Below are 14,490 nucleotides of genomic sequence, written 5' to 3' on the forward strand. Positions count from 1 at the left end.
CATGGCAATGACGGCACAGGTGAAGGCGGAGCTCGCCAACACTCAGATCACCAAGACCTGCTGCCGCAAGGCCGAGGTCGCCTCCATGCTCCGCTTCGCCGGAGGGCTCCACATCGTCAGCGGCCGGATCGTCGTCGAGGCCGAGCTCGACACCGGGGCGGCCGCCCGCCGGCTCCGTACGGACATCGCCGAGGTCTACGGCCACCCCTCCGACGTGGTCATGGTGCAGGGCAACGGCATCCGCAAGGGCAGTCGCTACATCGTGCGCGTGACCAAGGACGGCGAGGCCCTCGCGCGCCAGACCGGACTGCTCGACCAGCGGGGCCGACCGGTGCGCGGCCTGCCCCCGGCTGTCGTCAGCGGCGGCGGCTGTGACGCGGTCGCCGCATGGCGCGGTGCGTTCCTCGCGCACGGCTCCCTGACCGAGCCGGGTCGCTCCTCGTCGCTCGAGATCACCTGCCCCGGCCCCGAGGCCGCCCTCGCGATCGTCGGCGTCGCCCGCCGGCTCGGCATCTCGGCCAAGGCGCGCGAGGTCCGCGGCGTCGACCGCGTCGTGATCCGCGACGGCGACGCCATCGGCGCGCTGCTCACCCGCCTCGGCGCCCACGAGTCGCTCATGGCGTGGGAGGAGCGCCGGATGCGCCGCGAGGTCCGCGCCACCGCCAACCGGCTGGCCAACTTCGACGACGCCAACCTGCGCCGCTCCGCCCGTGCGGCGGTCGCGGCCGGTGCCCGGGTCGAGCGCGCGCTGGAGATCCTCGGCGAGGAGATCCCCGACCACCTGCGCCAGGCCGGTCACCTGCGCCTCGAGCACAAGCAGGCCTCCCTCGAGGAGCTCGGCCAGCTCCACGACCCGGTGCTGACCAAGGACGCGATCGCCGGTCGGATCCGTCGCCTGCTGGCGATGGCCGACAAGCGCGCCGAGGAGCTCGGCATCCCCGACACCGAGGCGTCGCTGACGCCGGAGATGCTCGCCGAGGACGGCTGACGTCGCGCTCATCTCGCCCGCAAGTCCCCGGATATCCGGGGACCTGCCTCCTTGTCGGCCGAGATATTGGCCGACAAGCAGGCATCTCGGGTGCAAAGCCCGCTTGCAGGGACTCGTCCGTGTGACGCTCGTCCCGAGGCTTGGAACGATCCAAAGTTACCTGTCCGTACCGCGGGAGACTGCGCTCGAAGCCCCCATCCGCAACCGATAGGGTCGGTTTCGGTCACCAAAGGCCAGATCGTCCACGGGGTCACTGAAGGCCCCACCCAAGGAGACAAGCACCCATGACCGTTCGCGTAGGCATCAACGGCTTCGGCCGCATCGGCCGCAACTTCTTCCGCGCCGTCCGCGCCTCGGGCGCCGACATCGAGATCGTCGGCGTCAACGACCTCACCGACAACGCGGTACTCGCGCACCTGCTCAAGTACGACTCGATCCTCGGCCGCCTCGACGCCGACGTGTCGAGCGACGACTCGTCGATCAAGGTCGGCGACCAGACCATCGCCGCGTTCGCCGAGCGCGACCCGGCCAACCTCACGTGGGGCGAGCTCGACGTCGACGTCGTCGTCGAGTCGACCGGCTTCTTCACCGACGCGACCAAGGCCAAGGCCCACATCGACGCCGGCGCCAAGAAGGTCATCATCTCCGCGCCTGCCTCCAACGAGGACATCACCATCGTGATGGGCGTCAACCACGAGGACTACGACGCCTCGGCGCACCACGTGATCTCCAACGCGTCCTGCACGACCAACTGCCTGGGCCCGATGGCCAAGGCGCTCAACGACGAGCTCGGCATCGTCAAGGGCCTGATGACCACCATCCACGCCTACACCGCCGACCAGAACCTCCAGGACAACATTCACAAGGACCTGCGTCGCGCCCGCGCGGCGGCGATCAACCTGGTGCCGACCTCCACCGGTGCCGCCAAGGCGATCGGCCTCGTGCTGCCCGAGCTGAAGGGCAAGCTCGACGGCTACGCCGTACGCGTCCCGGTCCCGACCGGTTCGGCGACCGACCTCACCTTCGAGGCGGGCCGCGAGACCACGGTCGAGGAGGTCAACGCGATCATCGAGAAGGCCGCCGACGGCCGCTTCCTCAAGTACTCCACCGACCCGATCGTGTCCTCCGACATCGTCACCGACCCGTCGTCGTGCATCTTCGACGCACCGCTCACCAAGGTGATCGGCAACCAGGTCAAGGTCGTCGGCTGGTACGACAACGAGTGGGGCTACTCCAACCGCCTCGTCGACCTGATCGGCCACATCGGCGCGACGCTCTGACGTCGATGACCTCCACTGCAGGCATCGAGTCGCTGGGTGACCTGACGGGGAAGCGCGTACTGGTCCGCTCGGACCTCAACGTGCCCCTCGACGGCACCACGATCACCGACGACGGCCGGATCCGCGCGAGCGTCCCGACCATCAAGCAGCTCGCCGAGGCAGGTGCCCGGGTGGTCGTCACCGCCCACCTGGGCCGCCCCGACGGCTCGCCCGACCCGAAGTACTCGTTGAAGCCGGTCTCCGAGCGGCTCTCCGAGCTGCTCGGCAAGCCGGTGGCGTTCGCGACCGACACGGTGGGCACCAGTGCCACCGAGACGGTCGAGGCGCTCCAGGACGGCGAGGTCGCCGTCCTGGAGAACGTCCGCTTCAACGACGGCGAGACCAGCAAGGACGACGCCGTGCGCGGCTCGTTCGCCGACCAGCTCGCGCAGGTCGCCGACGCCTTCGTCTCCGACGGCTTCGGCGTGGTGCACCGCAAGCAGGCGAGCGTGTACGACATCGCGCTGCGGCTGCCGTCCGCGATGGGCGGGCTGGTCGCGGCGGAGGTCGACGTGCTGCGCCGGCTCACCGAGCACCCCGAGCGCCCCTACGTGGTCGTGCTCGGCGGCTCGAAGGTGTCGGACAAGCTCGGCGTCATCGACAACCTGATCGACAAGGCCGACAAGATCCTCATCGGCGGCGGGATGGTCTTCACCTTCCTCAAGGCGCAGGGTCACGAGGTCGGCAAGAGCCTGCTCGAGGACGACCAGCTCGACACCTGCACCCGCTACCTCACGGAGGCGGCGGACCGGGGCGTCGAGATCGTCCTGCCGACCGACGTCGTGGTCGACACGGCGTTCCCGTCGGGCGACCGCGAGCCCGAGCCCCGCGTCGTACCCGCGTCGGAGATCCCGTCCGACGCGCTCGGGCTCGACATCGGTCCCGAGTCCGCGGCCGCGTTCGCCGCGGCGCTGGCGGACGCGAAGACGGTCTTCTGGAACGGCCCGATGGGTGTCTTCGAGGTCGACGCCTTCGCCGACGGCACCCGTGCCGTGGCGCAGGCGCTGACCGAGGTGGACGGGCTGTCGGTCGTCGGTGGCGGTGACTCCGCTGCCGCCGTGCGCCAGCTCGGTTTCGACGAGGCCGCGTTCGGTCACATCTCCACCGGCGGTGGCGCGTCGCTGGAGTTCCTGGAGGGCAAGGAGCTCCCGGGCATCGCCGTACTCGAGAGGGGCTGACATGGCCGACAAGCGCACACCGCTGATGGCGGGCAACTGGAAGATGAACCTCAACCACCAGGAAGCGGTGGTGCTGGTCCAGAAGCTCGCGTGGACGCTGTCCGACAAGCGCCACGACTACGGCAAGGTCGAGGTCGTCGTGGTGCCGCCGTTCACCGACATCCGCTCGGTGCAGACGATGGTCGACGGCGACCGGCTCGCGATCCGCTACGGCGCGCAGGACGTCTCCGTCCACGACAACGGCGCCTACACCGGCGAGATCTCAGCGGCGATGCTCGCCAAGCTGGGGTGCTCCTACGTCGTCGTCGGCCACTCCGAGCGTCGTCAGCACCACGGCGAGAGCGACGAGCTGGTCAACGCCAAGGCCCACAAGGCGCTGTCGGCGGGGATGGTCCCGATCGTGTGCGTCGGCGAGGGTCTCGACGTACGCCAGGCGGGCGAGCACGTGTCCTACACGCTCGCGCAGGTCGACGGCTCGCTCGACGGCTTCACCGCCGAGCAGGTGGCCGGCCTCGTCGTGGCCTACGAGCCCGTGTGGGCGATCGGCACGGGCGAGGTCGCGACCCCGGACGACGCCCAGGAGGTCTGCTCGGCCATCCGCGAGCGCGTGCGCGAGGTGCACGGCGACGCCGCGGCCGACGCGCTCCGCATCCTCTACGGCGGGTCGGTCAAGGCCGCGAACGTCGGCGGGATCATGGACAAGTCGGATGTCGACGGCTGCCTCGTCGGGGGCGCGAGCCTGCAGGTCGACGAGTTCGGCGGCATCTGCCGCTTCTACGACATGCCGGTGCTGTGAGGCGCTGGTGGGTTCGTCGCCGTCGTGACGTAGGCTTCCGCTCGTGATTCTGCTGTTCACCGTCCTGCTCGTCCTGTCGAGCGCGATCATGATCCTGCTGGTACTCCTGCACAAGGGCCGCGGTGGCGGCCTCTCCGACATGTTCGGTGGCGGGGTCTCCAGCAGCTTGGGGGGATCGTCGGTTGCCGAGCGCAACCTCGATCGGTTCACGGTCGGCGTCGGTGTCATCTGGTTCGCATGCATCATCGCCCTGGGCCTGCTGAAGGCCTACTCGGGCAACTGAGTCCCCCCACTCTTCGAAGGAGCCGTCGTGGCTGGTGCTGGAAACGCGATCCGGGGTAGCCGGGTCGGAGCGGGTCCCATGGGTGAGGCCGAGCGCGGTGACGCCGCGCCGCGGCAGACGGTCACCTACTTCTGCAGCCACGACCACCGCTCGGTCGTGACGTTCGCCATCGAGGCGAGCGTGCCCGAGTCGTGGGACTGCCCCAAGTGCGGCCTCCCGGCCAGCCTGGACAGCGAGAACCCGCCCCCGGCCCCGAAGATCGAGCCCTACAAGACGCACCTCGCCTACGTGAAGGAGCGTCGCTCGGAGACCGAGGCCGCCAGCATCCTCGACGAGGCCGTCGCCCTCCTCCGCTCCCGCCGCAAGGCCGGCGAGATCATCTTCTGACGACCTGACGCTTGTGCACGCGCTGAGCGTGCCGAGCTGACGCTTGTGTGCACGCGAGATGCGTCGAGCTGACGCTTGTGCTCACGCGCCGCGCCCGCGCGTACGTCGTACTGCCTCTGCCATGACCGCGAAGATCACCTCCTCGACGCGCTGCTGAGGTCCGTACACGTCGGCGCACACCAACGGCTCGATCACCCAGTCCGCGTCCTTGTTGAGCCACGTGCGACGTACGTCGTCACGGTGGCGGTCGTCTTCGGCGCTGTGCCACTCCTCGCCGTCGTACTCGACACCGGCGCGGACGTCGGCGTTGCCGACGTCGATGAAGGCCAGCCGACCACGGGAGCGGACCTCCACCTGGGGTTGTGGCGGGGCCACGGGCAGGTGCTTCCACCGCCACCGGATCACGCTCTCGCCGCCGGACTGCGAACGTCCGTCGGTGTGCGGTGCCACCTCGCGGAGCGTCGTGACCCAACGCATCCCCTTGAACCTGTCGATCTCGTGCAGCAGCTCGTCGACCGTGAAGGCGTCGAGCCGGTGCAGCGCATCCAAGGCCGTGATCGCGGGCTCGGGCCATCGCTGCCGTCCGAGATCGAGCGCAGTGCGTAGCGGGGTCGTCACGCGGACTCCGTGAACTTCGGTGATGTCTCTTGGCAACAAGGTGCGTTGGCCGCCGTCGACCAGCTTGTTGCGCAACCGCCCGCGACCGAGCGGCAGGTCCATCGTCAGCGGAAGCGCGCTGAGGTGTTCGTTCGGCAGGAGCAGCATCTCCGCACCCAGCAGCCAGCCGGCGTGACGCTCCACGACGATGGCGTCGGGCGGCACCACCAGCCGCAAGCAGGCGCAACGCGTGGAGATGTCGTCCGGCAGAGCGGCCGAGATGTAGCAGTTCCGGATCGGGTGCCGGAGCAGTCCCGCCCGCACGAGCGCTGCGAGATCACGACGTCCGACCCCGTTCTCTGCCGCTGTCCGCGCAGTGAACGGAACGCTGGTAGGCAAGGGGAAGGTGTCGTCGAGGAACGGCCGGTGCAGCCATGGTGTGAGGTCCATCCCGCTCGTGTGCCCAGCCCGTACGACCGATGAACACGTGCGCCATCGCCTGTGGAGAACTTGCACTCAAGCGTCGGCTCGACGCGCTCAGCGTGCGCACAAGCGTCAGCTCGCCACTGCCCGCGTGTGCACAAGCGTCAGGTCGGCAAGCCCGACGCGGCGGGGGCGTCGAGCCACCAGACGGTCTCGTCGCCGCGTACGCCGCGGGCGGGGGTCTCCTCGATCGAGCCGTCGGGAGCGAGGGCGCGGGCGACGGCGTCGGCCTTGCCCTCGCCGCTGGCGATGAACCAGACGGCGCGGCAGCGGTCCATCGCCTCGAAGGTCAGGGTCACCCGGTCGGGCGGCGGCTTGGGGGAGTCGTGGACGGCGACGGCGATCGCGTCGCGGGCCTCGAGCACCGGGTGGCCGGGGAACAGCGAGGCGCAGTGGCCGTCCGGGCCGATGCCGAGCATCAGCACCTCGAAGAAGCCGGCGCCCTCCGAGCGCATCGTCGCGCTGTAGGCCTCGGCCGCCTCCTCCGCGGTCACGACCTCGTCGCTCGCCGGCACCTCGTGCACGTTGGCCTCGTCGATGCCGACGTGGTCGAGCAGCGCCTCGCGGGCCTGGCGCGCGTTGCGGTCCTCGGAGTCGCGCGGCACGAAGCGCTCGTCGCCCCACCAGAAGACGACCCGGGACCAGTCGACCGCCGAGTCCGGGGCACGCCGGGCCAGCTCGCGGTGGAGCTGGTCGGCGATCGATCCGCCGGTGAGCCCGATCTGGGGCACCTCGCCCCGAGCCTGCGCGGCCTCGAGGCGGTCGAGCAGCGCGGAGGCGACGTCCCCGACGAGGACGTCGGCGTCGTCGTGACGGCGTACGTCGGGCGCGGTCACTTCTTGCTCCTGAGCTTCACCAGCCGGGCGGCGGTCGCTGCGTAGATGTCGTCCTCGTCGAGCCGGCGCAGCTCCTCGGCGAGGAGGGCCGGGACCTCGCGTCGCTTGAGGGCGACCGGCCGGTCGGGCCGGCGGGGCGAGGTGAAGGTGGCGAGGCGGCCGTCGGCACGCGAGATGCGGATCGGTCCCTCCTTGGTCTCCATGCTGACCTCGGTGATGCCCGGTCCGTCCGAGATCCCGCGGGAGACATCGACCTTGAGCCGGTCGCAGAGCCAAGCGGCCAGCAGGTCGGCGCTGGGGCTGACCCGCTCGGCCGTCACCTTGGCTCCGGTGACCTTCAGCGGGTGCTGGTCGAGGGCGGCCGCGAGCAGGGCGCGCCACGGGGTGAGTCGCGTCCAGCTGAGGTCGGTGTTGCCCGGCGCGTAGACCTGGGCCTGCGTCAGCATCGCCGTCGACCTGCCGCGCGACACCGACGCGGAGTCCGTGATCCGCCGCTGGGCGAGCGCGCCCAGCGGGTCGGCGGCCGGGTCGGCGGGTGCAGCCGTCGGCCACCAGATGGCGACGGGGGAGTCGGGGAGCAGCAGCGGCAGCACGACGGACTCCGCGTGCTTGACCACCTCGCCCTTGAGCCGGATGAGCGCGGTCTCGCCGCCCCACCCGTCCCCGCTGCCGACCTGCGCGTTGACCTGGCCGGACCCGCGGGCGTCGCCGAGGATCACGCCGAGCACGCGCGAGGGGTGCTCGCGCGATGCTCGCTTGGCCGCAGTCATCGCCTCGGCGGCGTCCTCCTCGGGCGCGACGATGATCAGCGTCATGACCATGCCCATCGCGGGACTGCCGGCGCGGGTGCGGGCCCGCACGAACTCCGCGGCGATCTTGGACGAGTTGGTGTCGGTGAGCTCGATCATCTCGGGGTCCCCTCGATGTTGTTCGGCGGAGGAGCCGCTTGGGGTCCCCGCGGGAAAGTGGTCCGGGGGAGCGAAGCGGAGGAGGTCACTTTGTCGCGGGGTGAAGCGTTGCGGGAGGAGCAAGCGGCTTCGTGGGGTGAGGTCATGGTCACGGCCTCCTCCAGACGCGTCCGTCGCGGGCGAGCATCTTGTCAGCGGACTCGGGACCCCAGGTGCCCGACTCGTAGGGCTCCGGCCGCCCCTTCTTCGCCCAGTGGGCGATCACCGGGTCGAGCAGCTTCCACGAGAGCTCGACCTCCTCGTGGCGCGGGAAGAGCGGCGGGTCGCCGAGCAGGACGTCGAGGATGAGGCGTTCGTACGCCTCGGCGCTGGCCTCGGTGAACGAGCCGCCGTAGGCGAAGTCCATGTTGACATCGCGGATCTCCATCGCGGTGCCGGGCACCTTCGCGCCGAACCGCATCGTCATGCCCTCGTCGGGCTGCACCCGGATCACGAGCGCGTTCTTGGTCAGGTCCTCGGTCGCGGTCTGCGTGAACGGCAGGTGCGGCGCCCGCTTGAACACCACGGCGACCTCGGTCACGCGGCGGCCGAGCCTCTTGCCCGTCCGCAGGTAGAACGGGACGCCGGCCCAGCGCCGGGTGTCGACGTGGACGGTGATCGCGGCGAAGGTCTCGGTGGCGGACGTCTTCTTGATGCCCTCCTCCTCGGTGAACCCGATGACCTTCTCGCCGCCGGCCCAGCCCGGGGCGTACTGCCCGCGCGCGGTGGTGGTGTCGAGCCGCGGCGGCAGCTGCGCCGACCGCAGCACCTTCTGCTTCTCGATGCGCAGGCTCTCGGCGTCGAAGGCGACGGGCTCCTCCATCGCGACGAGCGCCATCAGCTGGAGGAGGTGGTTCTGGATCACGTCGCGCGCGGCGCCGATGCCGTCGTAGTAGCCGGCCCGGCCGCCGATGCCGATGTCCTCGGCCATCGTGATCTGCACGTGGTCGACGTAGTTGGAGTTCCAGATCGGCTCGAACATGTTGTTGGCGAACCGCATCGCCAGGATGTTCTGCACCGTCTCCTTGCCGAGGTAGTGGTCGATGCGGAAGATCGAGCCCGACGGGAAGACCTCGGCGAGCGTCTCGTTGAGCTCGCGCGCGGACTCGAGGTCGTGGCCGAACGGCTTCTCCACCACGACGCGCCGCCACTGGTCAGGGCCCTGCTCGGCGAGGCCGTGCTTCTTGAGCTGGCCCACCACCGTGCCGAAGAAGCCCGGCGGGATCGCCAGGTAGAACGCCATGTTGCCGCCGGTGCCTCGCAGCTCGTCGAGCTCCTCGACCGTGCGGCGGAGCTGCTCGAAGGCGTGGTCGTCGTCGAAGTTGCCGGGGACGAACCGGAAGCCCTCGGACAGCTGCTTCCACACCTCCTCACGGAACGGCGTACGCGCGTGCTCCTTGACCGCGTCGTGCACGATCTGCGCGAAGTCCTGGTCCTCCCAGTCGCGCCGGGCGAAACCGACGAGGCTGAAGCCGGGCGGCAGCAGGCCGCGGTTGGCGAGGTCGTAGATGGCCGGCATGACCTTCTTGCGCGACAGGTCGCCGGTGACCCCGAACAGCACCATGCCGCAGGGGCCGGCGATGCGGGGGAGCCGACGGTCCTGGGGGTCCCGGAGGGGGTTGGTGTAGCTCATCAGCCGCGGTGCTCCTGGTAGTAGCGGATCAGGGACTGGGTGGACGCGTCCTGCTCTGCGGCGACGGCAGCATCGCCCGACACCGCCGGGCGCAGCTCCTGGGCCAGCTGCTTGCCCAGCTCGACGCCCCACTGGTCGAAGCTGTCGATGCCCCACACGGCGCCCTGGACGAAGGTGATGTGCTCGTAGAGGGCGATCAGCTGGCCGAGCACCGACGGCGTCAGCGCCGGCGCCATGATCGACGTCGTCGGACGGTTGCCCGGGAAGGTCCTGGCCGACACGAGCTCCTCGTCGACGCCCTCCGCCCGCACCTCGTCGGCGGTCTTGCCGAAGGCGAGGGCCTTGGTCTGCGCGAAGAAGTTCGCCAGGAACAGCTCGTGGACGTCACTGTCCCCGTCCGTGAGGGCGTACGCCGGCCGCGCGAAGGCGATGAAGTCCGCCGGCACGAGCCGGGTCCCCTGGTGGATGAGCTGGTAGAAGGCGTGCTGGCCGTTGGTGCCCGGCTCGCCCCAGAAGACCTCGCCGGTGTCGTAGCCGACGGTCTCGCCGTCCCACCTCACGCCCTTGCCGTTGGACTCCATCGTGAGCTGCTGGAGGTAGGCCGGGAAGCGGTGCAGCAGCTGGGCGTAGGGGAGCACGGCGTGGGTGTGGGCGCCGAGGAAGTTGGTGTACCAGACGTTGAGGAGGCCCATCCGCAGCGGGACGTTGGCCTCGGCCGGCGCGGTGCGGAAGTGCTCGTCCATCGCGTGGAACCCGGCGAGCATGTCGGCGAAGTGGTCCTTGCCGACGGCGATGACCAGTGACAGGCCGATCGCGGAGTCCATCGAGTAGCGCCCGCCGACCCAGTCCCAGAAGCCGAACGCGTTGTCGGTGTCGATGCCGAAGTCGGCGACCTTGTCGAGCGCGGTCGAGACGGCGACGAAGTGCCGGGCGACCGCGGCGTCGGGGTCGGTGCCGGACGGCAGGTTGTCCAGCAGCCACGCCTTGCACAGCCGCGCGTTGGTCAGGGTCTCCAGCGTGCCGAAGGTCTTGCTGGAGACGATGAACAGCGTCGTCTCCGGATCGAGCCCCGCGAGCTTCTGGCCCGCGTCGGTCGGGTCGATGTTGCTGATGAAGCGGCAGGTCAGTCCGTCCTGCCGGTAGGGCTTGAGCGCCTCGTAGGCCATGACCGGGCCGAGGTCGGACCCGCCGATGCCGATGTTGACGACGGTCTCGATGCGCCGACCGGTGACACCGGTCCACTCGCCCGAACGCACGCGCTCCGCGAAGGCGTAGGCCCGGTCCAGCACCTCGTGCACGTCGGCGACGACGTCCTGCCCATCGACGGTGAGCGAGGCCGACGCCGGGAGTCGGAGGGCGGTGTGGAGCACCGCCCGGTCCTCGGTGACGTTGATGTGCTGACCGGCGAACATCGCGTCGCGGCGCGCGACCACCGAGACCTCGTCGGCGAGGGCGAGCAGGGCAGCCTCGACCTCCGCCCCCGCGAGGTTCTTCGACAGGTCGACGCGGAGGTCGGCCGCGGTCAGCGTTCGCTGCGCGACGAAGTCGGCGTCGGCCAGCTGCCCGCGGAGGTCAGGGGCGTACGAGCCGGCGAGCCGGTCCAGCTCGGCCCACGCCGCAGTGGTGCTGGGATCGACCGCCTCGCTCACTTCCGTGCGGCCTCGAGCGAGGCGCCGAGCGTGGTCTGGAGCTCGTCCCAGGCGACGAGGAACTTGTCGACGCCCTCCTTGATCAGCACCTCGATCACGTCGTCGTAGTCGATGCCCGCCTCTGCCAGCGCGTGCATGTGCGCGTGCGCGTCGTCGTAGAACGGACGGACGCGGTCCCCGCGCACCTCGCCGTGGTCGGCGACGGCGTCGAGGGTCTTCTCCGGCATGGTGTTGACGGTGTCCTCGACGACGAGGTCGACGACGTACATCGTGTCGTCGTAGTCGGGGTTCTTCACGCCGGTCGAGGCCCAGAGCGGGCGCTGCTTGCGGGCGCCCTCGGCCTCCAGGGCCTCCCAGCGCGGACCGCTGAAGAACTCCTCGTACATCTGGAACGCCAGACGGGCGTTGGCCACGCCGGCCTTGCCCTTGAGGTCCGCGTCGGTGCCCGGGCCCTCGGTCGTGGCGTCGAGGCGCTTGTCGATCTCGGAGTCGACGCGCGAGACGAAGAACGAGGCGACCGAGTGGATGTCAGCGAGCGCGTGGCCGTTGTCCTTGGCCTTCTCGAGCCCGGAGACGTAGGCCTCCATCACGTTCTTGTACTGCTCGAGGCCGAAGATCAGCGTCACGTTGACCGAGATGCCGGCGGCGATGGTCTCGGTGATCGCGGGCCAGCCCTCCTTGGTCCCGGGGATCTTGATGAGCAGGTTGGGCTGGTCGACGATCTTCCAGAGCTCGGCGGCCTCGGCCACCGTCTGCTCGGTGTCGTGGGCCAGACCGGGGGAGACCTCGATGGACACGCGTCCGTCGACTCCGTCAGTCGCGTCGAAGACCGGACGCAGGACCTTGCAGGCCTCGCGCACGTCGTCGGTGGTGATCGTCTGGGTGGCCTTCTCGACGTCGGCACCGGCCGCGGCGAGCTCGCGCACCTGCGGGTCGTAGCGCTCGCCGTCCGCCAGCGCGGCCTGGAAGATCGCGGGGTTCGACGTCACCCCGACCACGTGCTTGTTCTGCACCAGGTCGGCGAGGTTGCCCGTCTCCAGGCGCTCACGCGACAGGTCGTCGAGCCAGATGGACACCCCGGCGTCGGCCAGGTCCTTCAAGCGGTCGTTCATGTGGTTCCTCTCGTAGAGGTGGTCTGGGTGGGTCAGGCGGTGACGACGGCGACGCTGTCGCGTGCGGCGTCGGCGACGGCCTGGGCGGTGATGCCGAACTCGGTGTAGATCCGGGCGTAGTCGGCGGATGCGCCGTAGTGCTCGATCGAGACGATGCGGCCGTTGTCGCCGACGAACTCACGCCAGCCCTGCTTGACGCCGGCCTCGACGGAGACGCGGGCCTTGACGGTGGGCGGGAGGACGGTGTCGCGGTAGGCCTGGTCCTGGTCCTCGAACCACTCGAGGCACGGCAGCGACACGACGCGCGCGGAGATGCCGTCCTCGGCGAGGAGGGTGCGAGCCTCGACGGCGAGCTGGACCTCCGAGCCGGTGCCGATGAGGATCACGTCGGGCGTGGCCTTCTCGGAGTCGATGAGGACGTAGCCCCCGCGGGCCACCCCCTCGGTCGACATGAACCCGTCCTCGTCGCGCGGGAAGACCGGCACGTTCTGCCGGGTCAGCACCAGGGCGGCCGGGCGGTCCGTGTGTCCGAGGATGGTCTGCCAGGCGGCGGCGGTCTCGTTGGCGTCCGCAGGGCGTACGACGTCGAGGCCGGGCATGGCGCGCAGGGCCGCGAGGTGCTCGATCGGCTGGTGCGTGGGGCCGTCCTCGCCCAGGCCGATGGAGTCGTGGGTCCAGACATAGGTCACCGGCAGCTTGCTCAGCGCCGCCACGCGCACCGAGCCGCGCATGTAGTCGGAGAACGTCAGGAACGTCCCGCCGAACACCCGGGTCAGGCGGTCGGCCGCGATGCCGTTCATGATCGCGCCCATCCCGTGCTCGCGGATGCCGAAGTGCAGGACGCGGCCGGCGTGCGGGTCGGTGCTCCACTCGCCGACCTCGGCGACCACAGGGCCGACCGAGGGAGCGCTGGTGATGGTCGTGTTGTTGGAGCCGGCGAGGTCGGCCGAGCCGCCCCACAGCTCCGGCAGGACCGGGGCGAGGGCGTTGATGACCTTGCCGGACGCGGCCCGCGTGGCGACGCCCTTCTCGTCGGCGGGGAAGGTGGGAAGCGCGTCGGCGAGGTCGTCGGGCATCGCCCGACGCTTGAGCCGCTCCAGCAGCTCGGCCGACTTCTTGTGGCTCGAGGACCAGGTCGCGTAGCGCTCGTTCCACTCCGTCGACCACGCCGAACCCCGCTCGCGCAGCTCGCGGGTGCGCTCGAGGACACCTGACGGGACCTCGAAGGTCTGCGCGGGGTCGAACCCGAGGACCTCCTTGGTCGCGGCGACCTCCTCGGGGCCGAGCGCGCTGCCGTGGGCGGCCTCGGTGCCCTGCGCGTTCGGGGCGGGCCAGGCGATCACCGTGTCGAGGACGATGATCGACGGCTTGTCGCGGACGGCGTGCGCCGCGCGGATCGCGGCGTAGAGCGCGGGGACGTCCTCGACGTACTTCTTGCCGCCGTTGGTCCAGTCGACGTTCTGCACGTGCCAGCCGTAGGCCTCGTAGCGGGCGGCGACGTCCTCGGTGAACGCGATGTCGGTGTCGCCCTCGATCGAGATCCGGTTGCGGTCGTAGATCATCGTGAGGTTGCCGAGCTGCTGGGTGCCGGCGATCGAGGAGGCCTCGGAGCTGACGCCCTCCTCGAGGTCGCCGTCGGAGGCGACGACGTAGACCTGGTGGTCGAAGAGGCCCTCGCCCGCCCCGGCCGTCGGGTCGAGGAGGCCGTGGATGCGGCGGTTCGACAGGGCCATGCCGACGGCGTTGCCGACGCCCTGGCCGAGCGGCCCCGTCGTCACCTCGACGGCAGCGGTGTGGCCGAGCTCGGGGTGGCCGGGGGTCTTGGAGCCCCAGGTGCGCAGCGCCTTGAGGTCGTCGAGCTCGAGGCCGAAGCCGCCGAGGAAGAGCTGGGTGTAGAGGGTGATCGAGCTGTGCCCGCAGGACAGCACGAACCGGTCGCGGGCGACCCACTCGGGGTCGGCCGGGTCGTGCCGCATGACCTTCTGGAACAGCAGGTACGCCACCGGCGCCAGGCTCATGGCCGTGCCGGGGTGGCCGTTGCCCACCTTCTGGACGGCGTCCATCGCCAGGACCCGGGCCGTGTCGACCGCCTTGTCGTCGGTGGCGTCCCACTCGAGGGTGGCGGGCAGGGCGGACTTCGTGGTCAACACAGTTCCTCTCGGTGGAGTGCAACGGGGAACACAGGCCCCTCGACTGCGAGCCTAGCGCCGTGCCCGAGTAGACTCGACCCCACCCGAGGGTGCCTCCGGACGCTGCGACGACAGGCGTTGAAACCCCTCGGT

The 14,490-nt window shown here is 70.3% G+C and carries 13 protein-coding genes; 6 read left to right on the forward strand and 7 right to left on the reverse strand.

The features are described from left to right. Position 1 precedes the first annotated feature (1 nt). The 6 genes from whiA to JI751_RS09005 all read left to right on the forward strand — a co-directional run bounded on the left by whiA (position 2) and on the right by JI751_RS09005 (position 4,951). Positions 2–988 carry a DNA-binding protein WhiA gene (gene whiA / locus JI751_RS08980; protein WP_201935584.1) on the forward strand — a complete coding sequence of 329 codons (987 nt, stop codon included), beginning with the start codon at positions 2–4 and terminating at the stop codon, positions 986–988. Positions 989–1,272: 284 nt separating this feature from the next. Beyond that, on the forward strand, positions 1,273–2,268 hold the full coding sequence (gene gap / locus JI751_RS08985; protein ID WP_201935586.1) for a type I glyceraldehyde-3-phosphate dehydrogenase: 996 nt from the start codon (positions 1,273–1,275) through the stop codon (positions 2,266–2,268). Between the two features lie 5 nt (positions 2,269–2,273). Further along, entirely contained in the window at positions 2,274–3,485 is a 1,212-nt protein-coding gene (locus JI751_RS08990; protein ID WP_201935588.1) for a phosphoglycerate kinase, read from the forward strand. A gap of 1 nt (position 3,486) precedes the next feature. Then, complete coding sequence (gene tpiA, locus JI751_RS08995; RefSeq protein ID WP_201935589.1) at positions 3,487–4,281, forward strand: triose-phosphate isomerase; 795 nt, start codon at positions 3,487–3,489, stop codon at positions 4,279–4,281. Between the two features lie 43 nt (positions 4,282–4,324). Continuing rightward, entirely contained in the window at positions 4,325–4,564 is a 240-nt protein-coding gene (secG, locus tag JI751_RS09000; RefSeq protein ID WP_201935590.1) for a preprotein translocase subunit SecG, read from the forward strand. 27 nt (positions 4,565–4,591) lie between these two features. After that, a complete protein-coding gene (locus tag JI751_RS09005; protein ID WP_201935591.1) occupies positions 4,592–4,951 on the forward strand; it encodes an RNA polymerase-binding protein RbpA in 360 nt (119 codons plus the stop codon). Positions 4,952–5,032: 81 nt separating this feature from the next. Here JI751_RS09005 and JI751_RS09010 read toward each other — a convergent pair whose 3' ends face one another. From JI751_RS09010 to tkt, 7 genes are all read right to left on the reverse strand, one after another. Next, positions 5,033–5,776: a type IV toxin-antitoxin system AbiEi family antitoxin gene (locus tag JI751_RS09010; protein ID WP_236665848.1), complete on the reverse strand. Its 744-nt coding sequence runs from the start codon at positions 5,774–5,776 to the stop codon at positions 5,033–5,035. A 359-nt stretch (positions 5,777–6,135) separates the two neighbouring features. After that, the gene (pgl, locus tag JI751_RS09015; protein ID WP_201935593.1) at positions 6,136–6,867 is read right to left on the reverse strand and encodes a 6-phosphogluconolactonase; all 732 of its coding nucleotides are present in this window, start codon (positions 6,865–6,867) and stop codon (positions 6,136–6,138) included. Next, entirely contained in the window at positions 6,864–7,775 is a 912-nt protein-coding gene (locus tag JI751_RS09020) for a glucose-6-phosphate dehydrogenase assembly protein OpcA (protein WP_201935595.1), read from the reverse strand. Before JI751_RS09020 ends, pgl begins: the two co-directional genes overlap by 4 nt. A 148-nt stretch (positions 7,776–7,923) precedes the next feature. Continuing rightward, complete coding sequence (gene zwf / locus JI751_RS09025) at positions 7,924–9,447, reverse strand: glucose-6-phosphate dehydrogenase (protein ID WP_201935596.1); 1,524 nt, start codon at positions 9,445–9,447, stop codon at positions 7,924–7,926. After that, the gene (pgi, locus tag JI751_RS09030; RefSeq protein WP_201935597.1) at positions 9,447–11,096 is read right to left on the reverse strand and encodes a glucose-6-phosphate isomerase; all 1,650 of its coding nucleotides are present in this window, start codon (positions 11,094–11,096) and stop codon (positions 9,447–9,449) included. Before pgi ends, zwf begins: the two co-directional genes overlap by 1 nt. Then, positions 11,093–12,208, reverse strand: coding sequence for a transaldolase (tal, locus tag JI751_RS09035; RefSeq protein ID WP_201935598.1), 1,116 nt, complete (start codon positions 12,206–12,208; stop codon positions 11,093–11,095). The genes pgi and tal overlap by 4 nt, the downstream gene beginning before the upstream one ends. Before the next feature lie 32 nt (positions 12,209–12,240). Then, complete coding sequence (gene tkt, locus JI751_RS09040) at positions 12,241–14,355, reverse strand: transketolase (protein WP_201935599.1); 2,115 nt, start codon at positions 14,353–14,355, stop codon at positions 12,241–12,243. Positions 14,356–14,490: the final 135 nt, after the last annotated feature.

It is taken from the genome of Nocardioides baculatus (assembly GCF_016735675.1).
Lineage (GTDB): Bacteria > Actinomycetota > Actinomycetes > Propionibacteriales > Nocardioidaceae > Nocardioides > Nocardioides baculatus.